The sequence below is a fragment of the Shewanella piezotolerans WP3 genome (assembly GCF_000014885.1).
GTDB lineage: Bacteria > Pseudomonadota > Gammaproteobacteria > Enterobacterales > Shewanellaceae > Shewanella > Shewanella piezotolerans.
Genome location: NC_011566.1, coordinates 709,580 through 732,376 on the forward strand (window position 1 = coordinate 709,580; position 22,797 = coordinate 732,376).

Sequence of the window (22,797 nt, forward strand, 5' to 3'; positions counted from 1 at the left end):
ACTAATTCTTATAACAGGATGTTTACATGCGAAACAAAGTCTTATCTTTATGCGTGCTCAGTTCAATTGCCGCAGCTCCCACTTTTGCTGAAGAGGACAAGTTTCTCTGGCTCGAAGATGTAGAGGGCAAGAAACCGATGGAGTGGGTTAAGCAGCAAAATTCCCTCTCAGAAAAAGAGATAAAAGCATATAAAGGGTTTGATGAGTTAGTCAGCAATAGCCTTGCTATTTTGAATAACAAAGAACGGATCCCTTATGCAAGTCGCATGGATGGCTACCTGTATAATTTTTGGAAAGATGAAAAGCATGTCCGTGGTATTTACCGTCGTACCACCATGGAGGAGTACGTCAAAGCCGAACCTAAATGGGAAACGGTATTAGATGTTGATGCGCTAGGAAAAGCTGAAGGGGTGAACTGGGTATACAAGGGAATGGACTGTCGTTATCCCAATTATGATCGCTGTATGGTATCACTGTCACGCGGCGGAGCAGATGCTGTAGAAGTGCGTGAGTTTGATTTAAAGCAAAAAGCATTTCTAGATAAAAAGAGTAACCCTTTTACATTGAATGAGGCCAAATCAAGCGTTAGTTGGATAGACAAAGATACTGTTTTTGTTGGTACCGATTTCGGAGACGGTAACAGTTTAACTGACTCTGGTTATCCAAAGGTGGTTAAGCAGTGGCAACGTGGTACGCCATTGTCTGCGGCTAAAACAATTTTTAGTGGTGATAAGGCCTCCGTTGCGGTATCTGGTTATGTCATATATGACGATGAAAAGCCACTACAGCTGGTTACTGAAAGCCTTACTTTTTATACTGCTCAACATTATGCATATCGTGATAACCAATTGGTTGAGTTACCGTTGCCGAAAGATGCAGACATCAAAGGCTATTTTAATGATCAGCTCTATATAGAGTTGAAGAGTGAGCTAAAAGCCGGCGGAAAAACCTTTAAGCAGGGAGCTATTGTTTATACTGATCTTGATAAACTGATTGGGCAGAAACCTGAATTTAGTGTGCTGGTTGAACCAACCGCGACAGCCTCAATTTCCCAAGTTAGGTTTACTAAAGGCGCAATATTAATTACTTGGCTTGATAACGTAAAAAGTAAATTGATACGTTATCAACAAAAGGGCGGCAAGTGGCAAACACAGCAAGCTCCATTTGATGTCAACGGTACATTAAGCGTATTTGGTGCTGAAGATGACAGCAGTGAGGTCTTCGTTAACTACACCAGCTTTTTAGAACCGTCTAGCCTTTATCTATTTGATGCTAAGAGCATGAAGGCAAGTAAGTTAAAGGCGATGAAGCAGCAGTTTGCAGCAGAAAATTTTGAAACGAAGCAGTATTTTGCTAAATCAAAAGACGGCACAAAAGTGCCGTATTTCGTGGTTATGGCAAAGAACATAAAGCTAGATGGTAAAAACCCAACTCTGCTCTATGGTTATGGCGGTTTTGAAGTATCACTGCGTCCTTCATACTCTGCGACAATCGGCAAAAACTGGTTAGAGCAGGGTGGTGTATATGTGCTATCTAATATCCGTGGCGGTGGGGAATATGGACCTGCATGGCATCAAGCTGCATTAAAAGAAAATCGCCACAAGGCTTATGAAGACTTTGAAGCTATAGCTGAGGATTTGGTTAGCCGAAAAATTACTTCGAGTAAACATTTAGGGATCCAAGGTGGCAGTAATGGTGGTCTATTGATGGGGGCTGCCTTTACTCGCAACCCTGATCTGTATAACGCCGTCGTGTGTCAAGTGCCGTTACTTGATATGAAGCGTTATAATAAGCTACTGGCTGGGGCTAGTTGGATGGGAGAATATGGCGACCCTGATATTCCAGCCCAATGGGACTATATAAAAACATTCTCGCCTTATCATAATCTAAACAAAGATACTGCTTACCCTAAAGTGTTCTTTACTACCTCAACCCGCGATGATCGTGTCCACCCTGGCCATGCTCGTAAAATGGTTGCGAAAATGGAAGATATGGGGATAGATGTGCTGTATTACGAAAACATAGAAGGTGGGCATGCTGGTGCTGCTGATAATAACCAAGCCGCAGAACTCAGCTCTATGGTTTACGCTTATTTAATGCAGCAATTAAAGTCATAGAGAGGCGCTGCTAATCGAATTGCCCTTGAGTTCACTCTAAGCAAACTCAAGGGCAAATTATCGAATCTGCCTATTGAAAGGTATAAAGTAGATTAAAGGTTGTGATGGTGTCAGTTTGCTTTGAGCCCTCAGGTACTACTTGGGTGTACTTAATATTGACACCTATCTTGAATGCCCAGTCTTGAAAAAGGGTATTTTTATAGCTCATATCTAAAGTCAACGTGTTGTTGTCTTCACCAACCTCAGAGGTTAAATCAGCATTAAGGCTAGTATACTCTTGTAGTTTCTGTTCAAACTTTGCCGCAGTACGCAAAATAACATCTTTATTGGCTTCAGGATTAGGGATAGTGTCTGTCGCAATCGGTAAGTTATAGCGATAACCCGGACCGACTTCTAAACTAAGTTTGGTGCTCGAGTTGGAAATTGCGTCGAAACCATAACCGCCTGAAATAGTCGATACTTGAGTGTAACTACCAAACTTATCCCAGGTGAAGTCACCACGGCCAAATACATAGCCACTGTAGAATTTATAGCTAGACTGCAGCTGCAGATCGTACTTTTCTGAAGTGGTCTTTTCATCATCGGCGGCAAAATAGGCTTTAATAGTCCCTTCTTGTCTAGTCGCATCAGTATCGTAAACCAATTTTGTACGACCATTAAAGCTGCTCGATTCAGTATTACCGGTATTAAGCTGGAAACCAGCTTCTATTTCGGCAGTAAAATCACTTGGCGGTTCTTGATAATCAGGCGGTACAAGTGCATGGGCTACAGGCGAGCAAAATAGTGTTAAGACTGCGGTAAGGATTCTAGACATTATTATTCTTGGTATGCTGTTCTAGGTTGAAAGTAAAATTAAGCAATGCGACATCATACCTAGAATCAGCTGTAGCGCAAACTAGATTCCTGCTTGTTATGTTTCCCAACTATATCTTGCAGACAATTGGGGAGCGATTTGTTCTAAAGTGATATTGATAGTCATGTCTATACAAGCGAACTCATCCTTCAATTTGTGCCAAAGGGGACGTAATCAAGGTCGACTAATGTCGCTAGCATCGAAAAGTGTGACAACAGCTAAATTGATGACTCACTTAAAACTACACCTATAACGCAGTTAATTGCGTTATAGGTGAGTTATCGCTTGAGTCTCGTCGCTAATTTATGTATTATTCCGCGGCTTAAATCAGTCACTTTAATTAGTTCCTTGCCTCTATTAGGTTTGACTGAGCCAACAACGAGGCTAGATAACCGTAAGGAGCAAAAAAATGCGTCACTATGAAATCGTATTTTTAGTTCACCCTGATCAGAGTGAGCAAGTGCCAGGTATGATCGAGCGTTACACGGGTATTCTTACCCAAGCTGGCGGTCAAATTCACCGTTTAGAAGACTGGGGCCGTCGTCAACTGGCTTACCCAATCATCGAGTTGCATAAAGCTCACTATGTTCTTATGAACGTAGAGACTACTGCAGAATCGGTTGAAGAACTTGAAACAGCTTTCCGTTTCAACGACGCTGTTTTGCGTAGCATGGTTATGCGTACTAAAGCTGCCATCACTGAAGCATCTCCAATGGCTAAAGCTAAAGACGAACGCGATACACGTCGTTCATCTGAAGAGCGTGCACCTCGTGCAGAAGCTACTGAAGAAGTTAAAGAAAGCGCTGAAAACACAGCTGAGTAAGTTTTTTTGTGACCACAAACAATTTGGTACTAGCAGGAACCATTACGCGTTCTAGACGATTTGATAGCCCAGCAGGCATTGCCCATACGGTACTGATGTTGGAGCACAAATCTCAACGTTATGAAGCAGAAATGCTACGCAACGTTTATTGTCAAATTCAAGTTGTATTAAGTGGTGAACGCTTTAACAGCGTTACAGAAAATCTGAAAGCCGGCGTAGAAATCCAAGTCGAAGGTTTCCTTAATCTGCAACAGAGCAGAAACGGTCAAAATCGTTTGGTTTTACACGCTGAAAATGTCGAATTGAAAACTTAGGAGACTGTCACATGGCACGTTATTTCCGTCGTCGCAAGTTCTGCCGTTTTACTGCAGAAGGCGTTACCGAGATCGATTACAAAGATATCGTTACTTTGAAGAACTACATCACTGAAAGTGGTAAAATTGTTCCTAGTCGTATCACTGGTACAAATGCTAAATATCAACGTCAACTAGCTCGCGCTATCAAGCGTGCTCGTTATCTTTCTCTACTGCCGTACACTGATTTACATCAGTAATACTGCAATAATTTAGAGGAATATAAAATGAACGTTATTTTACTTGATAAAATCGCTAACCTAGGCAACTTGGGTGACCAAGTTTCTGTAAAAGCTGGTTACGCTCGTAACTTCCTTTTACCACAAGGTAAAGCTGTTGTTGCTAACGCTGCTAACACTGAAGTTTTTGAAGCACGTCGTGCTGAACTAGAAGCTAAGTTAGCTGAAGAATTAGCTGCTGCTTCTGCTCGTGCAGAAAAAATCACTGCACTAGAAGCTGTTGTTATCGCTTCTAAAGCTGGTGACGAAGGCAAGCTATTTGGATCTATTGGTAACCGTGACGTAGCTGATGCAGTTACTGCTGCTGGCGTTGAGCTTGCTAAAAGCGAAGTACGTCTACCACTAGGTGCATTGCGCAACACTGGTGATTTCGAAGTTGAAGTTCAACTTCACACTGAAGTTAAAGCTATTGTTAAGCTTTCTGTTGTTGCAGAAGACTAATATTTTGCATTAATACCTTCGGGTATTGGCAAAGCTTTAATTTAAAACACCGCACTAATTTAATTAGCGCGGTGTTTTTTTATGTCTGAAATTTATTCTGAATAGACCATGTATTTAAACGTATTACGGTAACAATAGTGAGGTAATACCATCAGTATAAAAATTCGGTCGTTCAGCGATAGTTTAGCCGTTTTGAGCTAAGGTCAATAAATACTCCTCGATACCTGTTCCTGCGTTACTCTAGCTCCTATATCCATGTAGTCGTGCATGAAAGACATTCTTCACCAAATCCATGTGGTTTGTAACAAGTTAAAAGCAAAGTGCTTCTAGGTTCGCGCTCATTAACGCAGCACAAGAACCGTTAAACTCGCCTGTAGGCAGTGTTTTTGGCTTGCTACTTCTGCATTGAAAAACGCACAAAGGTATAACCATTATATTATTTATCCAACTTGAATGAGTTCGCGAGTAAACACTCTGAGACGATCAACTTCTTATGCTGATAAGTATAAGCTTTGATGACAGATGTGATTAGCTGATTAATAGGGCAAAAAAAAGGGCACAAAATTAATTTGTGCCCTATAAGGGAATGTTACATTTTTATAGCTCTATAGAGAGCACTTTTTTAGAACTTGATATTTGCGCTAATACGAACATAGCGTGGTTCTTCAAACTCTGTTGGTAGACCATAAGATGGATCATATTGACCACCAATAGTCATATTTTCAGAAGTTTTTAGTACGTTAGATGAATTGAATATGTTAAATACATCTAAACGAAGGTCAGCTTGAACGCTATCTACGAAATCAATGTTATAAACAAGGTTCATATCAACTTTAAAACGCCAATCTTCATTGCCCATACAGCCACGAGCACATTTCTGATCATATGGGTAGTAAGTTGAACCGTACTCATATGGATCAGGGTATCCTGGTGGTAATGTATCTGCAGCAAATGCATTCTTTGGACGACCTGATTGAGCTAGAACATTAGCACCAATTGATAGGTTTTCAATGATCTGGTAAGCACCGTATGCCTTAATTGTATGGCGGCGATCGTTTGGTAGATCTCCGTTAGCACCATCCATAAGGTAAGGGAAATCCCAGTCAGTTGTTAGACCAGCATCATCTTGACCGTTATCTGATTTAACGTAACCTTCTGCGTTACCGTAACTTTGAGCCCAAGTGTATGATGCGTTAAATGCCCAATCATCATTCCAAGTACGATTCAAAGTAAGTTCTACTGAGTTATAAATACGCTCAGGATCTGGGTAGCCTAAATCTTCAGCAGCAATAACTACTTTTTCTAGAGTACCATCTCCATCGGTATCATAAGATACGTGCACGTCAGTATTAGGGTTAGTTAGTACATATACGTGAGCACCGCTTTCTGCCCAACCGTTTGCCGCAATACCTTTGTCAATCGTGATGTCATCAATGATGCTCTTAAGATCACGGTGAGTAAATTTAATACCTGCAGACCAATCTTCATCAAGGTTACGTTGATAACCTAAAATGAACTCATCTTGGAACATTGGATCGATAGAAGTATCTAAGATCTCCGCTGGATCAGCTACTGTACCATCTGAGTAAATTTGCTTGTCACCAATTGAAGCGCCAAGAGTCGGTAGTCCATCAGCACCTACACTTGTTAGCTCATTCCATTCAGCGGTAAAGTTTTCTGCACCAGCCATACGTACGTTGGTGTTTGATGCAACAGGGATATGGTAGCGACCCCAGTTAGCAAAAATCTTAGATTCGCCGTCATCCATAGGATCCCAAGAGATACCTAAGCGAGGAGCAAGTTGATTTTCAATTTCGATAAAGGCTTTGTCGTCAGCGTTCAAGTTCTCAAACGACTCTGAGCGAAGTCCTATACGTGCGGTTAAGTTTGGTAAAATGCTCCAAGTATCTTCAATATACCAAGCTGTTGACTTGCTTGTAAATTCACCACCATTTTCATAAACACGTGTTCTAGCATATTCCATGTCAGTAGGAAGCTCGACGCCGTTTACTGACTGACCTGCAGCACCTTTGTAATAGCGGTAGTAAACATGTCCTGAGTAAAAGCTGTTCTCAAGTGAAGTGTTATCTTCAAAGTCATAACCTACTTTAATTGCATGATCTTCGAAGTAATCAAAATTAAAGTTAATATTTGTTTGTTTACGAACATCGCTCTCAGCAGATGAAGTGAAGTTCTGCCAGCAACCTAATGGTACTAGACCTGCATCACGGTCATCGTAAATAGCAGGACAAGTTTCGTCCTCTGGTGCTTGGCGGGTTGAATCGAATTCAACTTCGGCGTACAAAGCATCCATTGAAAGCCAATCTGTAAATCGACCTACATATTGAGCAGACCAAGTTGTACCACCACTGCTAAGCACTGATACTTGATCAGAAATACCTGAATCTGGATCGTATGCTTTAGTTGTATCAGTAACTTCTTCAGAATCAGAGAAACCCCAAACCATTAATGAGTGGTCATCGGCAATTTGCCAATCCACTCGTGCTAACCATAGTGGGTCGTCATACTCTGTCGTAGTATATGTTTCGCCGTTAGCAGAAGCGTTAACTGATTTGTATTTCTGTGGTTGAATTAAACCGTAGACAAATAACGTATCTTCGATAAGGTCACCAGAAAGTGAAAACTCTGCTTCTAGATCATCTTTTTCATCTTTACTGTTATCCCAAAATGTATCAAAAGGTTGGATTGAACCTGATGCATTTCCTACAGGGTAACGAACACTAGGGCGTTGCTCGCGAAGAGCATCAGGCTCCCATCTTGCTGCGATTCCAAAATCCCAACCATTGTTACCACGTTTGGTTACAGCATTTACAACACCACCAGTTGAGCGTCCAAACTGTGCAGAGTAGCCGCCAGTTTTAACTTGGAACTGGTCATATGCACTGAAAGGGATATCTGCAATAGAAGTACCACGACGGAAACTAGTTACGTTTACACCGTTGATGATAAAGCTATTCTCTGCAACAGATGAACCACCAAATGATGCAAGGTTACCGAAAGCTGAATCACCTTTTGTGGTACCCGGAGCAAGAAGTGCAACAGATACAACATCTTGAGAGATAGGTAAGCGAGCAATTTCATCAGCACTAATTGTTAGAGATATTTCTGGTGAAGAAGTATCAACTAGAGCGACTCTAGAACCCGTTACTGAAATGCGTTCTACATCACCTGTAGTCATTGGTACTTCAATTGATACTTCACTACCGATTGATACCCTTGCACTTTCAATAACTTGTGTTTCATAGCCTGGCTTTGAAATAGTTATCTTATAGTCACCAATACTTAGTGACGGAACCTTAAAGGTACCTTTGTCATTAACGGTAACAGAAGTTGAAGAGCCGTTAGCTTTGTTGGTAATGGTTACTGTTGCACCAGCTAGCGCGCTTTGACTTGATGCATCTGTGATGGTTCCTTTCATTGAGCCCGCAGTATTATTTGCGGCCATCACTGGTGAACTTATTGCAAGGAGCGTCGAAATAGACGCTGCCAACAATGAGCGTTTTAAATTCACTGTCTTCATGTTCAATCCTTGTAGAAATATAGCGTTGTTATTTTGTTGTTATTTTGTTGTTTTTATGTAGCGAAGCTGATGCTATATCGTTGTATAAAATAGATCAAACTGTTCTATAGGGGGTATAATCTTAATACTTAAGGTTGACTGGGGTTTGATCTTGATTAAATGCATTGCGATAGCTAATAAAACTGGTTGGCCCTGGCTTTTTTGGTTGTTTCGTCTGAAATGTATGTACACACTTTGAAATGTTTTGAAACGTATTGAGTTACAGCAGTAATATTTTTTTGCAGGAGACTGATTGGGATAAAAAAATGGCAGTTAACTAGGCGAGGAGCTTAGTTAACTGCCATTTTGTATGATAAGTAGAGTTTTTAGTTTCTGACTAAATCGAGCTCTTCAATCAGGTTCTGTGCATGATCGACTTCATCCATCATCCACAATATGTAGCGGATATCGACATGTACTGCACGGGTGATTGTTGGGTTAAAGAACCAGTCCTTGGTAATCGCTTCATAAGTCGAGTCGAAGTTCAGACCCACAAGCTCACCTTTACCGTTGAATACTGGAGAGCCTGAGTTGCCGCCTGTGGTGTCAACGCTAGATAGGAAATTAACTGGTACAGAATTAAATTGCTCAGGTTTATCTAAGCAAGAGAATAGACGGCATAACCAAGACGCTGGGTCTTGATATACCGTAGCCACTTTATGGCTGCCGTAACGCTGCTCTTCAATCGCTTTTAATAACTTGGCGGGGGCATTAAACGGCTCTACTCCAGTGTGTTTTGCTGGAATGCCTTCTAAGCGCGTAAATGGTTGCTTATAAAGTGCATCTTTAGACTGATAGCCATCGACCATGCCATAGGTGATCCGCAATGTTCCGTTGGCATCTGGGTATACTGGCCAGTTGTTAGACTTGTAGTAAGCAATAACGGCCTTCATGTAGTCCGGACGCGCCATCGACAACTTACCTGCTAAAGTCTTAGCTGCCTTTTCGCCACTCATGTTCTTGTCATACAAAGATACGGCAAGACGAATGAAAGGGTCGGCACTGGTTTCAAATGCTTTTGCATCTGCATCCATCCAAGCGAGTCGTTTTTCCTTGTCGGTTAGTGAGGTGAGTGCATACAAGCCATCTAGCTTCTCAGAAAGGCTGGCTTCGACATCGCCTTCATTGAGCGCGGTATCAAGTTCGCTAACGCGGATATCTTGGTTCAGATATGCTTCTAAATCTTGCAACCAAAGTGTTTTATCAACGCTCACTGCAAAACTTGAATCAAGACGCTTGAGACGTGCTTTAAACATCTTCATATCACGCTCTTGGTAGCCCTCTTCTCGCTCTGCATCAGGTTTAGCTTTCTCTTTCGCCAGTCGGTAGAGCTTATTAGCTGTTGCAAGCAGTGCGCTGCTTTGTGCATTTTCAAAGTAGTAGCGGGTTTGACGTTGTTTACGCTGCTCAACCAGTAGGGTTTCCAATTCATCAAATTGAGTCTGGAAAGATTGGTAGGTTTTGTCTTTTGCTAGCCATGCTTTAAAATCATTTTCGCGGCCTTGCTTAATACCCGCAATATCTGTGGCTTTAAAGCCGTCGAGTAGACCATTATACTTTTTCATGCGGTTGGCCATTCCGGCAAGCTTGCCTGCGTATTTGATCTTTACTTCATTATTGGCAGCGCTCATGGCTTCAATGGTGTCGATACGCAATTGGAAACGAGTCGCGAGTGTAGGATATAACCAATCACTGGCAAATTTGAGTTCACTGGTTAAGCGGTACCGGCTGGTTGAGCCTGGGTAACCCGCTACAAATACACCGTCACCAGCTTTGACACCATCGGCATTAATCTTTAGATAACTTTTAGGCTGATAAGGCACGTTGTCTTTATTAAATACCGCCGGCTTTCCATCTTTACCAACGTAAGCGCGTAGGAAAGTAAAGTCAGCTGAATGACGAGGGTACTCGTAGTTATCGATATCACCGCCAAAAGCTCCTGCGCTTTCTGGTGGCGCGTACACTAAGCGAACATCACGAATAATAAGTTGTTTAATCAGGTAGTACTCAAGACCATTGTGGAAACTACGTACTGAACAACGGTAGTTATCATCTGACTCACACTCTTTAATGAGTGCTTTACGATTGGCTTGGATATTTTCATAGCGCAGTAACGGATCGTTACCAATATCTTGTTTTACTTGTGTCGATACATTGGTGACCGCTTCTGTAATATACAGACGTTCATTGGGGCCAGCAGTAGGCTCTTTGTCTTTACTGGTCGCTAAAAAGCCATCGGCAAGATAATTATGTTCTTTTTTACTGTTATATTGAATAGCACGGTAGGCACAATGATGGTTTGTGACAACTAAGCCTTGGGGCGAAACAAAACTGGCGGTACAATAGCCCAAACCGACAACGGCATTCATAGGGTAGCGAGTGAGATCGGCAAGTTGTTCTGCTGGGATATCAATACCGCGTTCACTGAGCTTATCAGCGATAGAGGGCATCTGATACGGCTGCCACTGTCCTTCATCAGCCATAACTGCTGAGGATGACAATACCCCAGTAGAGAGAGCGATTGCGGCAATCAATACATTGCGCATGTTCTTTCCTTATATTGTTTTTGTGTGTTTTATTTATCTGCAGGTCGTATGATGTTAATTGCCTGCTCTGCTTGAGCCCGTTTTATACCACATTTTGCTTAATCGTTGGAATTTTGGAGATTTAATGTCACAGCAACGCGCCTTTAAGGCCAAAGAAAAGCCAAGAGATATTCAGATGGATGCGCTGAAAATGCCGCCGCATTCCATTGAAGCTGAACAATCTGTTCTCGGTGGCTTGATGTTAGATTCTGACGCATGGGACAGAGTGGCGGAGGCTGTTGTAAAAGAAGATTTCTACTCGCGGGCTCACTCAATGATTTTCAGTGCCATGGAGGTACTGGTGAGTGCGGGTAATCCAATCGATTTGATTACCGTTTCTGAGCAGCTAGAGCTCGAAGACCAATTAGAAGATGTCGGTGGTTTTGCTTACATTGGCGAAATAGCCAAGAATACTCCAAGTGCGGGTAACATACACTCTTATGCTGACATTGTGCGTGAGCGTGCTGTTGTTCGTGACATGATTAAAGTCGCCAACGAAATTGCCGATGCTGGTTTTAACCCTGAAGGGCGTAATTCAAGTGAACTGCTTGATTTGGCCGAGACCAAAGTCTTTAAGATTGCTGAGCAACGCGCTAATGCAAACGAAGGCCCTGAAGGCATTAAAACCATTCTTGAAAAAACGGTCGATAAGATTGAAGAGCTTTATAATAATCCAACTAGTGGTGTGACCGGCGTGTCGAGTGGCTTTGGCGATCTCGATAATATGACTGCCGGCTTCCAGTCTGGCGACCTTATTATTGTTGCTGCGCGTCCATCTATGGGTAAAACTACTTTTGCGATGAACTTGTGTGAACAAGCTGCACTGCATGAAGATAAGCCAGTGCTTATTTTTAGTTTAGAGATGCCCTCAGAACAGATTATGATGCGTATGCTGGCATCACTTGGACGAGTGGATCAAACCAAAATTCGTACCGGACAACTTGATGACGATGATTGGGCACGCGTTTCTTCGACAATGGGAATTATGCTTGAGCAGGGCAAGATGTATATCGATGACGGTTCAGGCTTAACACCAACTGAAGTGCGCAGCCGTGCTAGACGTGTTGCTCGTGAATATGGCGGCCTATCCATGATCATGATCGATTACCTTCAGTTAATGCAAGTTCCTGCGCTAAAAGATAACCGTACGCTAGAAATTTCAGAGATCTCTCGTTCACTTAAAGCCTTGGCAAAGGAATTAGAGATCCCCGTTGTCGCACTATCTCAGCTTAACCGTTCATTGGAGCAACGTGCTGATAAACGTCCGATTAACTCGGATTTGCGTGAATCGGGCGCAATCGAGCAGGATGCCGACTTGATCATGTTTATTTACCGTGATGAAGTGTATAACGATGATTCTGAAGATAAAGGCACCGCTGAGATTATTATTGGTAAGCAACGTAACGGCCCTATTGGACGTGTTCGTTTAACCTTCCAAGGTCAGTTCTCGCGTTTTGACAATTATGCCGGTCCACAGTTTGAAGAAGATTAATTGTTGTTAATAACCAATTTTAATAACAATAATTCACTACAATAGAGCCTCAATGAGGCTCAATGAGGCTCTTACTTTTTAACACATACTAGCAAGGTTAGTTTTGAAACCATTCCCACGCGCAGAGATCAGCCGCAAAGCACTAAAGCATAATTTAGCCCGACTGCATGAGTTAGCTCCGTCAAGCAAGGTGATGGCGGTAGTAAAAGCTAATGGCTATGGCCATGGTTTACTCAATGTTGCTCAATGCTTAGATAATGCTGATGGCTTTGGTTTAGCGCGCCTTGAAGAAGCACTTGCGCTTCGAACGGGTGGAGTTACCGCTAAATTATTGTTGCTTGAAGGTTTTTTCCGTATTGGAGATCTAACCACTTTAGTTGAGCATGACATTGAAACCGTGGTGCATCATGAATCTCAGCTGGAAATGTTGGAAAGTATCAATTTAACTAAGCCGGTCACTGTTTGGCTTAAAGTCGATAGTGGCATGCATCGTCTTGGCTTTTCGCCTGCGCAGTTCGACGCTACTTACCAAAGGTTAATGGCCAATGACAATGTTGCCAAGCCGATCCACTTGATGACTCACTTTGCTTGCGCCGATGAACCGAGCAATCCTAGTACCGCTGAGCAGCAGAGAGTATTTGATACCTTGATCAAAGGTCTTCCTGGTGATCGCACACTGGCTAATTCTGCAGGCGCTCTGTTTTGGCAGCAAAGCCAAGCAGACTGGATTAGACCTGGAATAGCACTTTATGGTGTCTCACCAGTTTTTGGCGATCTCGGCGCTAAACATGGCTTAATGCCTGCGATGGATTTAGTCTCTCAGCTGATTGCTATACGTGAGCACAAAGCGGGTGAAAGTGCGGGCTATGGTAGCTATTGGACTGCAGAAAAAGACACTAATCTTGGCGTCGTTGCTATCGGGTACGGTGATGGCTATCCACGCAATGCACCACTTGGTACTCCTGTACTGGTTAATGGTCGTATTGTGCCGATTGTAGGTAGAGTGTCGATGGATATGCTGACCGTGGATCTCGGTATTGATGCTAATGATAAAGTGGGCGATCTCGCAGTTTTGTGGGGTAAAGAACTGCCTGTTGAAGAGGTAGCTGAACATATTGGTACTATCGCTTATGAGCTTGTTACCAAGCTCACTCCTCGCGTTGCTGTTTGCCTAGATTGAGCAATAAATAAAGTTAAGTCGCTTTTGGTGAGGCGGGATGCCCGCCATCTGCGTGAAGATTTTTAAATTGAAATTACAATTACTCATTTCTGCTGTGGCCTTGATGCTACAACCTTTAGCTCTTGCGAGCCCTACGATTATCACTAAGCCGCAAGGTTCGTCAGTGGTCATTAAAGACTCATCATTATCCGAGCAAGATCGCGCTAAGGTGACAACTGCAGAGGCTGAGTTTGTCGCGGTACCATTCGCTTTCTCATCTGAGTCGCTAAGCACAGCATTAGGTGCTGCAGGTGTGGTTAAGCATGCGGGACAAGTGCAGGCATCCATTCTTGGGATTGGTTTATACAGTGCAAATGACAGCTGGATAGGTTACTTAAGTGCACATAATTATCAGATCCCTAAAGTCGATAGCTGGCTGTTTTCGGTTGAGACCTATCAAGCGCAGTTTAAGGAGGGGATCTACTATCTCGCAGACCCTGCAATGCCAGAGCAAAACGTCAGCAAGGTAGTCACACTTGGTGATGAATCCTATACCCGTTTGCATGCCAAATATGTACTACCATGGGGACGCGGCAGCGCAGGCGCTGCACGTAGCCTTGCTCGCAGTAAAGAGTCTATCAGTTGGAATCCACTCAACTCTGGCGTGACCAGTGTTAAAGTCAGCCCGTTTGTACAAACGCGTGAGCTACAAGGCTATGAGCATTTACCTGAAAAAGCGCAAGGCGTAGCCCTTGAACTGGATTGGGACAATCGTGATAACGGCAAAAATAGCACTCAAGGCGGGCAAACTAGCCTCAAAGTGAGCCGAGATTTTGGCTCTGATGAGCGCAATAGTTGGACGACATGGGAGTTTGAGCAGAGTGCTTTCTTTGCTATCGGCGGCAACGATTGGTTTGCGCAACAGGTGATGGCATTTAACTTTTATTTGGCAGACACGCCAACTTGGAACGCGCAGAGCGGTGATAATTACCATCGTCCTCCGTCATTCGCTGGTGTGAGCTTAGGCGGCTTTGACCACCTTAGAGGTTACGCCAGTAAACGCTTTACTGGTCGCTCAGCGGTTATGTACTCAGCGGAGTATCGTATGCAGCCAAGATGGCAGCCATTACAACAGTGGCCAGTGTTTAACTTGTATGATATTCCATGGTGGCAATGGGTGGTATTTGCTGAAGCCGGGCAGGTAGCGAATGAGTTTGACGCGGCAGCACTGCATGATGACTTAAAATGGTCGGCAGGTATTGGCGCTCGATTTGAAGTTGAAAGCGTTGTGGTTAGAGCTGAGCTAGCTTATAGCAATGAAGACAGCCAGTTTTGGGTCATGGTTAACCAGCCTTTTTAGACCAATAGTAGATAAAAAGGCACCCTAGGGTGCCTTTGACTTTTGCAGGGGATAAAAAGGTTAGAGTATACCTAGGGACAAGTTAGGCACTCTGTTGTTAGCGCAATTTTTACAAACTAAACCCATGATGTTCCATCACCTTGGCAGGGCTATGACAAGTGGCACAAGCTTCTTTTGCGTCTTTTGCATTACCCGCATCATTGACATCGACAATATGCTCAGCATCTTTATTGGCACCGAAATATCCACCGTTACCTCTAATGTGTGCCATCGCTGCATCTGATAGGTACTTCTGGTGGCAGCTCATACAAGCCGCTGCATCAGGTGATGCATACCAAGTCTCAACAGGGTTCACTAAAGGATCATTGCCTTCTACAGCAATAAAGCTTGGCACTGTATGAGCTTGACCAGCATTGCGACCTAACTCAAAGCCATACTTAAGACCGCCATAGCCTTCAGTCGCAGAGTGACAAGTCGTACAATCAGTCTTCAAGATAGTGCCGCTACCGCCGTGACCATTGTCATGACCAGTCGCTTTGTGCGCTTTGTACATAAAGCTTGAAGATTTCATCTCGCCCCATACAACTGCATCGCCATCTTTATCTTCAACAGCGCCTAGTTGCTTATCATTGGTATGACAAGCAATACAGTTCACACCATTGGAATCATGGTAGAACTCTTTACTATGACAACCAAAACAGCTTGCTGTATCAACAATAGGACGACGAACCTGCTTACCACCATAAGCGTCATCTAGCAGCACGCGGTATGGCTCAGATTGGATATAAGCTGGGTACTGTGAGTCAATCAAACTTGATTGTGAAACATACTCACAATCTGCTGGAGTACTACCTTCAAAGCAGACTTTGAATAACGGCAATAACTCTAGTGAACGGGTTGCAATATTAGTAGGAATATCAATCGCAGCAGTCGTTACATTAAAGAAACCATCAACAAAAGGGTGATCTTTAACATTAATACGACGCTTGCTATATACAGCATCGCCTATTTGCTCCGGATAATCCTTCTCGATATCCCAAGAAACAACAACGTATGGCTTAGAATATTTACCAAAGTCAAAAGACTTCCAAAAGATCTGATCTGGTGTGATAACAGTGCCATTATCAGTTAATGCTTGAACTTTAAATGAGATAGTCCCAGGTACAGATAAATCGACATCTTTAAAGACAACATCAAAGGTTTCAGCTGTGTCATAAGGTTTATTATGGTCAGTATGGACTGCTGCACTATGACAATCTGTACATGTTAACTCAGGGTTTTTGTCTGACTTATGTTGTGCTGGAGAGTCAGTATGACAACCAGTACAGGCATTGGCATTAGCGTTTGCAAGCCACAGATCTTTGTCAGCTAGCGCTTCGTCTTGAACATGACATACGGCACAATCCATGAAAGGTTTAGTCGGAAAAGCGGGGTAGTCAAATGCGTGATCACCGCCGTAGCCAGCAATGGTATAAGGCATAGGGACGACATTGCCTTCAGCATCCTTTCCTTCGCGCTCAGGGCCCATATGGATCGCATGCACCATATGACCTAGCTCAACTGAAACATCATTTGGATCGGAAACAATGCCGTTGTGACATGACTGACAGTTTTCTAAATCGAGTCTACGCCCACCGTGAGCCTTGAGGCTGTCAGGTTGATGACAGGTGTAACATGTTTCAAGCGTGACTAGTTCGCGAGTCTCAACTCCCTCTGTAGCGTTGCTTGCTGGGATCCAGTCATAATGAGCATTTTCAGCCAGTTCATGTCCTGAGGCATATTCAAACTGCATCTCTATCGCAATGCGTTGTGTTAATGCAGCATCAAAAATAACCCCCGCAGCATCTTCAGCTGTTTGGAGGTTGGTGTTGAAAGTATAAGTATAAGTGCCGTCTTTATGGTCGACTAAGCACTCTGCACAATCTTTCAGCTTTTCGAAACCTTGCTCAAAGGTTGTACCTGCATCATTGGTGGTCTCATTGAGTAAAGATATCCATTGCTTTAGATCTGAGCCTTGATTGGTTTCAAGTTGAGCTAATGAGAAGCGGAAATCATGAAATTCGTTGTCAGCGCTAAGACCATGTAGCCCTACCCCCTCTTTGTTTTCCAGATCAAAATCAACGGTAATGATCCCGTCTGCATAGGTTGCGTTGCTGATTTCAGCTATTGCCTCTGCCGCCATATCGATATGCAGCCCTGAGGTGCCGGGATCACCAGGCCCACCCGGACCACCAGGTTGTCCGTCTTCACCATTCTTGCCATCTTCACCATCTGAACAACCAGAGATTAGCAATGCGGAGCTAATCAACAGTGCTAACGATACTTTTTTTGTTGTTATCATCATACGTTCCTTAAAGTAACCACTTTTGGTTGTTGAAATGTTAGATAGTTGGCTGGCTTGTGAATATGAGGTGGATCACTGATGTTGAATGAGTTGCGATTGGTTTTTTTAACTATCCAGTCGCGGCTGCTTGGTGTTAATCGCTTCTGGTTTGGTACTTGTGTGGTTACTTTTACTTTTTTAGGCCAGTTGGTTAGTTGTTAGCTTCGATATTCAGTAGATGGAAATGCAAAATGCGTATATTGCAAATCTTAAAACTGAAATCAGCTTTCATTTCATTTACATGGATAAGTTCACATAATTGAGCTGCAACTAAAGTAAAGCGGCTGAATTTAGATAACAGACATACCTAAGATTTAGCTATTGGTTTAGATTAGTGTACTTAAGGGGTGAATAATCTTTCTGAGGTTGAATGAAGAAGTTAAATACAAATAGCTTATTTGATATTCAAGTATTTGTTTTGCTGTATGAATTATTAAATGCAACGGCAGTAAGCAAAGCGCTTGGGGTACCAAGCTCAAAAGTGAGTCGGAGCTTAAAATCAATTAGGCATTCGATGGGGGCACCATTATTTATTCGTAAACAGCAGGGATTTGAGCGAAGCAGTCTTGCTGATGATATTTATCCTAAAATGAAAAAAATTGTACAGTTAGCTAAAAAGTGCGAAAGCTTTGACATTCACCTTGAAAGCCCTCGAAAACGAGAGTTAGTCATTGCTTGCCCTCCAACGTTATCACTGAATCTTTTACGTCATTTACAAAAAAGAGCGACTGAAGAAAACGAAGATTTTATATTCCACATCAAATCCTGTCATAGCAACGTAGGCGAGCTATTAAAGCAACAACGGGTAGATATAGCTGTGACATATAGTGCGTATAACACTGAGCAGTTATCCTCAAGACTCATCGTTAAGTCAAATGCTTATGTGATGGTTGCAAGAAGTCAGCATTCACTTCTGGCGCTAAATGAGCCACTGCAGCTTGATGATATTTTTGACTACCCATACATCAGTTTCGCTGGAAATGAACTAGAGGATATTACCGACCCTCTGGAATGCTACGCGCTAGATAGCCATCGTAGTTTAAACGTTATTGCAAAGGTATGTTTGTTAGCCGATCTGATGATCCAACTTGAAAGTAGTAATGCCATTGCACTTTTATGTTATCGAGATGCGATTGAGTTTCTTTGTCAGCGGGGAGATATTGCAATGAAACAGTTAGATGACTCTACCTGCAATTTAATTAATCAGCGCAGTGGTCAATACCACCACTATATTACCCAATCGAGAAAGGGCGCAGATATTCCCCCTTGGTTAATAAATGAAATTCAGGATTATATAAATGGAAATATGGTTTTGCCTGCTGGAGGTATAAATGAAAAAACTGAGTAATATTAGTATCAGTACTATTGAGATATTTTGTCAGTTATACCTCAAAGGCAGCACCAAGGTTGTTGCAAATGATCTTTGTCTATCACAGCCTAAAGTGAGCCGTGCAATAAGTGCTTTGAGGGAGGTGTTTGACGATCCCCTATTTATTAGAAAAAATAACCAGCTAATCGCAACAGAGCTGGCTCATCATTTACATATATCACTGTCGGAAATATTAACCTGTAGTCGCTCTATTGAGGAGGATGCCATTAGAAAAGTATCTTCCGCTGAACCACCAATCGTGATTGGAACAGTGCCACAGTTAGAGATTGGTTTAGCGCAAGAAATTGTGAATGATGCTATCAATCATCAACTAAATCGCAATATCGCAATATCAACGACTGCTTGGTCAGAACTCAGTGAGCAGCAATTGATTGATGGTGAGATTGAAGCCGCTATTTGCTTCAAGCCGTCAACGCGTAAAGAACTTTTGTCCAAATCCATTATCCAGCATAGAGGAGGGTATTTAGTTGCGCGATCCCATCATCCCATTTGGGATGACCCTTCAATTGATAACATGATTAATTACCCAATAGTAAAGCTTGCCACTATGCCATTTCCTGCAAATAAATCTCCAATAGGCGTTTATGCTGCGTCACAAGGTAAACCTATGCAGGTATATGCAACGGCTCCAGATCTTGGTAGCGCAGCGAGTAGTTTGGTTAACTCTGAGGCAGTTATGATTGTTGGGGTGAAGGCAGCAGTTGATTTTTTAGCGAGCATTAGTGGTATAAAGGCTAAAAAAGTTGACTATTCACAAGATAGAGCAATATTGAAAGGCTTTAGTTATCCAACTGTTTATCTGTGGCTAAAGAGAGCGCCAGACGGTAAAGTTATTTCGCCGATGTGGTTACAGAAAACGCTAGAAGCTTATATCATCAAGTCTCATAAATAATATTAAAATCAATTGAACTGCTGTGATTCATATTCAGTTTCCTTGGCTGTTATATGGACGGTTATTCGATACTTACGATTAATAAGCATCGCAATGGTAGAGAGAGCGCGAGTGTCGATATTACTATTTCTAGATAGCAGGTACAGTCGCAGTTAATTAAACTTTACCTTATAAAAACAGAGAGCCATTAATATTTAAATAGTGGTAAAACTATCGAATATAAAACTTAATGAAACTGATTTTTATTCGTTAATAAACATTTTTTAAATTATTTTTTTTTAGTAAGTTATTGTTATTTAAGCTTATTTCAGGTTGTTTCTAGTTGTATCTCACAGTCGTATTCACGAATGTGATCTGCTTACCAAAATTAGTTAGCTTAGGTTAAACAAGCGAAAAACATTTAACGAACTTGCTCACGAAATGTTGAGTATTATGTTGATAAACACACTTCAGTATCACATTTCTATTTGCTATTTTTTTAAATTATAAACATTAAGAAGATAATTACCTTATTGAAAGTGTGGGTATACATGCACTTAAAATGCGCCATTTAGGCGTGACAATGTTGTTAAATGTCGAGGTAACGCAAAATGAAAAGACGTACTTTTTTGCAAGCAACCAGTGCCCTAACGGCTGGAGCTGTACTTGTTGGCTGTGGTAGTGATGATGACTCTATCGATTGGACTCCCATTGAACCTGGTAAGCCCATCCCACCAGAGCCTGATGAAACGGCTCCCTACGGCTATAGTGCCTGTTTGGTGAACTGTGGTTCTAATTGTCCAGTAAAAGTATTTACCAATGAAGATGGTTCGATTGCAAACATCGAGACTGACCACAATATTGAAGATGAAGCGGGCAAACTACATCAAGTACGAGCGTGTGCTCGTGGTCGTTCACTGAAGCAGCGCACCTATGCTGCAGATCGTTTAAAGCAACCAATGAAACGTGTTGGTAAACGTGGTGAAGGTAAGTTTGTACCTATCACATGGGACGAAGCTGCTGCTGAAATTGCGAGTGAGTTACAACGTATTGCTGGTCAATACGGCAACGATTCGATTCTAAAGCTTTATGGCACTGGCGCGTACTACTCAGTTAAGTCATCAAACTGGTTTAACAGAGTGTTAAATCTCAACGGTGGTTACTTAAGAATTCAAGGTAATTACTCATGGCAGCAGCTTAACTTTGCCTCGAAAGCGACTGGGCACTACGGTACCAGTGGTTCAACGCTAAATGGTTTGGTGCATTCTGATCTATTTTTAGGCATAGGTTACAACCCGAACGAGATGCGTCAATCTGGCTCAGGTGAAGGCCGTGATTTCTCAGAAGCATTAAAAGCGAATCCTGGCTGTGAAGTCATCATGGTTGATCCGCGTTATACCGATTCCTGTTTAGGTAAAGAAAATGAATGGCATGGTATTCGCCCAGGTACCGATTCAGCATTTGCTGAAGCCTTGATGTATGAAGCTATTTCTCAAGGTCATGTCGATCAAGCATTCATGGATAAACATGTTTCAGGCTTCGATAAGGCATCACTAGAAACATTGAAAGCGGTGCTAGAAGCGGATGATGACAAGAAAGATCTTGCTCAATACGTAGATGTTGAAGAAAACTTCTATGACTACATTATGGGCACAGGTAAGTTTGTCGCTGAAGGTGCTAAAACACCAAAATGGGCGGCAGCAATTTGTGGCATCTCAGAAGATGCGATTAAGTCCGTCGCGCAAAAGATCATGTCTGCTAAAAATGCCTTTATCGTTACTGGCGCGGGGGTTAACCGCCATGCTAACGGTGAGCAAGCGATGCGTTCATGCTACATGTTGCCATGGGTATTTAATCAAGTAGGCCGCTTAGGAACGTCAAACGGTGCGATGCCGTCACAAGGTCGTTCAGGCTTAAGCGCTTCTGGTATCTCAGGCCTCTCAAACCCAATCGATACAACCATCAGCTTCTACAACTGGGAAGAGGCTATCCGTAATCATGAAAACATGACCGGTAGAAGTCATGATGTTAGAGGGCTTGAAGATTTAGATACGCCACTTAGAACACCAGTAAAGTCGATTTTTGCGCTTAACTCTAATGCACTCATTAACCAACACTCAGAGACAAGCCTAACAGCTAAAACGCTGGAAGATGAAAGCTTATGTGAGTTTATCGTCGTCAGTGATTGCTGGATGACACCAAGTGCGAAGTTTGCCGATATTCTCCTACCTGACACCAGTTGGTTAGAAACCGATGATTTCGCGTCAGCATCTTATGCTGCAGGTAACACCGGTTACTTAACCGCGATGCGTGCTATTAAGCCGATGTTTGAGTGTCGTAACTATTTTGAGCAGGGCTTAGCGATAGCAAAAGCCATGGGTAAAGAAGGAGAATATACAGAAGGTAAAACTGAAGAGCAGTGGATGGAAGAGGCCTATGGTAAAGCGGCGGCCAATGCTAATAATGCCAATGCTATTCCTGCTTTGCCTGCAACTTTCAAAGAAGCCCAAGATATCGGTATCTTCCACTACAGCAACCCTGAACCCGTTATCTCAATGGACTCGTTTATTAATGGTGGTGAGCCGCTGGGGACGCCAAGTGGCAAGATCGAGATGTATTCTGTTGAAATGGCAAAATTTGGTGTAGAGCGTACATTTGATAAAGAGGTTCAGGGAGACTACGTTTCAGCCTTACCTAAGTATCAACGTACTTGGGGAGGGTATGAAGATACTACTGAAAATGTCGATACGGATTACCCACTGCAGTTGGTGGGATACCACACTAAAGGCCGCACCCACTCAAGCTATCATAATGTGCCATGGCTACGTGAAGCGGTAGAGGACGCTGTGTGGATGAACCCAGTTGATGCTGCTGCACGCGGGCTTAAAGATGGCGATATGACCCAAGTGACGAACCAGTACGGCACCTTAGAAGTCCCTGTGCGCATCACGCTACGTGTTATGCCTAGTGTTGCCGCCCTTGGCCAAGGAGCTTGGTATGCACCGAATAAGAGCCGTGCAGATGCTAACGGTAATCCTATCGATGAAGGGGGCTGTATCAACACGGTAACACGTTACCAACCGTCGCCTTATGCCAAAGGTAATCCACAACATACCAACCGTGTTCAGGTTAAGGCTAAGTAGGGGAGTAG

General features: G+C 42.8%; 15 protein-coding genes. 11 read left to right on the forward strand and 4 right to left on the reverse strand.

Annotated elements, in window-relative coordinates:
* Positions 1-26: 26 nt before the first annotated feature.
* Positions 27-2,117 (forward strand): prolyl oligopeptidase family serine peptidase, encoded by a 2,091-nt coding sequence (locus SWP_RS03135; protein WP_020910906.1) that lies wholly within the window; start codon positions 27-29, stop codon positions 2,115-2,117.
* A gap of 70 nt (positions 2,118-2,187) precedes the next feature.
* Here the strand turns inward: SWP_RS03135 and SWP_RS03140 are convergent, their stop codons facing one another.
* Positions 2,188-2,931, reverse strand: coding sequence for a DUF481 domain-containing protein (locus SWP_RS03140; RefSeq protein WP_020910907.1), 744 nt, complete (start codon positions 2,929-2,931; stop codon positions 2,188-2,190).
* Positions 2,932-3,379: 448 nt separating this feature from the next.
* On the opposite strand from SWP_RS03140, the gene rpsF reads away from it, so the two are divergent.
* The 4 genes from rpsF to rplI are packed head-to-tail and all read left to right on the forward strand — an operon-like array spanning position 3,380 to position 4,826.
* The gene (gene rpsF, locus SWP_RS03145) at positions 3,380-3,793 is read left to right on the forward strand and encodes a 30S ribosomal protein S6 (protein WP_020910908.1); all 414 of its coding nucleotides are present in this window, start codon (positions 3,380-3,382) and stop codon (positions 3,791-3,793) included.
* Between the two features lie 8 nt (positions 3,794-3,801).
* Positions 3,802-4,107, forward strand: coding sequence for a primosomal replication protein N (priB, locus tag SWP_RS03150; RefSeq protein ID WP_020910909.1), 306 nt, complete (start codon positions 3,802-3,804; stop codon positions 4,105-4,107).
* Between the two features lie 11 nt (positions 4,108-4,118).
* Positions 4,119-4,346, forward strand: a complete 228-nt coding sequence (gene rpsR / locus SWP_RS03155) for a 30S ribosomal protein S18 (protein WP_005497284.1) — start codon at positions 4,119-4,121, stop codon at positions 4,344-4,346.
* Between the two features lie 27 nt (positions 4,347-4,373).
* On the forward strand, positions 4,374-4,826 hold the full coding sequence (rplI, locus tag SWP_RS03160; protein WP_020910910.1) for a 50S ribosomal protein L9: 453 nt from the start codon (positions 4,374-4,376) through the stop codon (positions 4,824-4,826).
* A gap of 622 nt (positions 4,827-5,448) precedes the next feature.
* Here rplI and SWP_RS03165 read toward each other — a convergent pair.
* Both SWP_RS03165 and SWP_RS03170 read right to left on the reverse strand, forming a co-directional pair.
* Positions 5,449-8,367 (reverse strand): TonB-dependent receptor, encoded by a 2,919-nt coding sequence (locus SWP_RS03165; RefSeq protein WP_020910912.1) that lies wholly within the window; start codon positions 8,365-8,367, stop codon positions 5,449-5,451.
* 365 nt (positions 8,368-8,732) lie between these two features.
* Positions 8,733-10,889: a S46 family peptidase gene (locus SWP_RS03170; protein WP_420804964.1), complete on the reverse strand. Its 2,157-nt coding sequence runs from the start codon at positions 10,887-10,889 to the stop codon at positions 8,733-8,735.
* 187 nt (positions 10,890-11,076) lie between these two features.
* Here SWP_RS03170 and dnaB point away from each other — a divergent pair, with 187 nt between their 5' ends.
* The 3 genes from dnaB (at position 11,077) to SWP_RS03185 (ending at position 15,002) form a co-directional block, all read left to right on the forward strand.
* Positions 11,077-12,483 (forward strand): replicative DNA helicase, encoded by a 1,407-nt coding sequence (gene dnaB / locus SWP_RS03175; RefSeq protein ID WP_044555628.1) that lies wholly within the window; start codon positions 11,077-11,079, stop codon positions 12,481-12,483.
* 103 nt (positions 12,484-12,586) lie between these two features.
* Positions 12,587-13,663, forward strand: coding sequence for an alanine racemase (gene alr / locus SWP_RS03180; protein WP_020910915.1), 1,077 nt, complete (start codon positions 12,587-12,589; stop codon positions 13,661-13,663).
* Between the two features lie 67 nt (positions 13,664-13,730).
* Entirely contained in the window at positions 13,731-15,002 is a 1,272-nt protein-coding gene (locus SWP_RS03185) for a BamA/TamA family outer membrane protein (protein WP_228371108.1), read from the forward strand.
* A 109-nt stretch (positions 15,003-15,111) separates the two neighbouring features.
* Here the strand turns inward: SWP_RS03185 and SWP_RS03190 are convergent, their stop codons facing one another.
* Complete coding sequence (locus SWP_RS03190) at positions 15,112-17,346, reverse strand: OmcA/MtrC family decaheme c-type cytochrome (protein ID WP_044555629.1); 2,235 nt, start codon at positions 17,344-17,346, stop codon at positions 15,112-15,114.
* A 409-nt stretch (positions 17,347-17,755) separates the two neighbouring features.
* Between SWP_RS03190 and SWP_RS03195 the strand changes: the two genes are divergently transcribed.
* The 3 genes from SWP_RS03195 (at position 17,756) to SWP_RS03205 (ending at position 22,789) form a co-directional block, all read left to right on the forward strand.
* Positions 17,756-18,733 carry a LysR family transcriptional regulator gene (locus SWP_RS03195; RefSeq protein ID WP_020910918.1) on the forward strand — a complete coding sequence of 326 codons (978 nt, stop codon included), beginning with the start codon at positions 17,756-17,758 and terminating at the stop codon, positions 18,731-18,733.
* Positions 18,717-19,667, forward strand: a complete 951-nt coding sequence (locus SWP_RS03200) for a LysR family transcriptional regulator (RefSeq protein ID WP_020910919.1) — start codon at positions 18,717-18,719, stop codon at positions 19,665-19,667. Before SWP_RS03195 ends, SWP_RS03200 begins: the two co-directional genes overlap by 17 nt.
* A 590-nt stretch (positions 19,668-20,257) precedes the next feature.
* Positions 20,258-22,789, forward strand: coding sequence for a DMSO/selenate family reductase complex A subunit (locus SWP_RS03205; protein ID WP_020910920.1), 2,532 nt, complete (start codon positions 20,258-20,260; stop codon positions 22,787-22,789).
* Positions 22,790-22,797 lie beyond the last annotated feature (8 nt).

Bases quoted from the DNA above. Each gene is read 5' to 3' on its own strand.
- SWP_RS03135 (WP_020910906.1), top strand. From the start codon at position 27: ATGCGAAACAAAGTCTTATCTTTATGCGTGCTCAGTTCAATTGCCGCA.
- SWP_RS03140 (WP_020910907.1), bottom strand. From the start codon at position 2,931: ATGTCTAGAATCCTTACCGCAGTCTTAACACTATTTTGCTCGCCTGTA.
- rpsF (WP_020910908.1), top strand. From the start codon at position 3,380: ATGCGTCACTATGAAATCGTATTTTTAGTTCACCCTGATCAGAGTGAG.
- rpsR (WP_005497284.1), top strand. From the start codon at position 4,119: ATGGCACGTTATTTCCGTCGTCGCAAGTTCTGCCGTTTTACTGCAGAA.
- rplI (WP_020910910.1), top strand. From the start codon at position 4,374: ATGAACGTTATTTTACTTGATAAAATCGCTAACCTAGGCAACTTGGGT.
- SWP_RS03165 (WP_020910912.1), bottom strand. From the start codon at position 8,367: ATGAAGACAGTGAATTTAAAACGCTCATTGTTGGCAGCGTCTATTTCG.
- SWP_RS03170 (WP_420804964.1), bottom strand. From the start codon at position 10,889: ATGGCTGATGAAGGACAGTGGCAGCCGTATCAGATGCCCTCTATCGCT.
- dnaB (WP_044555628.1), top strand. From the start codon at position 11,077: ATGTCACAGCAACGCGCCTTTAAGGCCAAAGAAAAGCCAAGAGATATT.
- SWP_RS03190 (WP_044555629.1), bottom strand. From the start codon at position 17,346: ATGATGATAACAACAAAAAAAGTATCGTTAGCACTGTTGATTAGCTCC.
- SWP_RS03195 (WP_020910918.1), top strand. From the start codon at position 17,756: ATGAAGAAGTTAAATACAAATAGCTTATTTGATATTCAAGTATTTGTT.
- SWP_RS03200 (WP_020910919.1), top strand. From the start codon at position 18,717: ATGAAAAAACTGAGTAATATTAGTATCAGTACTATTGAGATATTTTGT.
- SWP_RS03205 (WP_020910920.1), top strand. From the start codon at position 20,258: ATGAAAAGACGTACTTTTTTGCAAGCAACCAGTGCCCTAACGGCTGGA.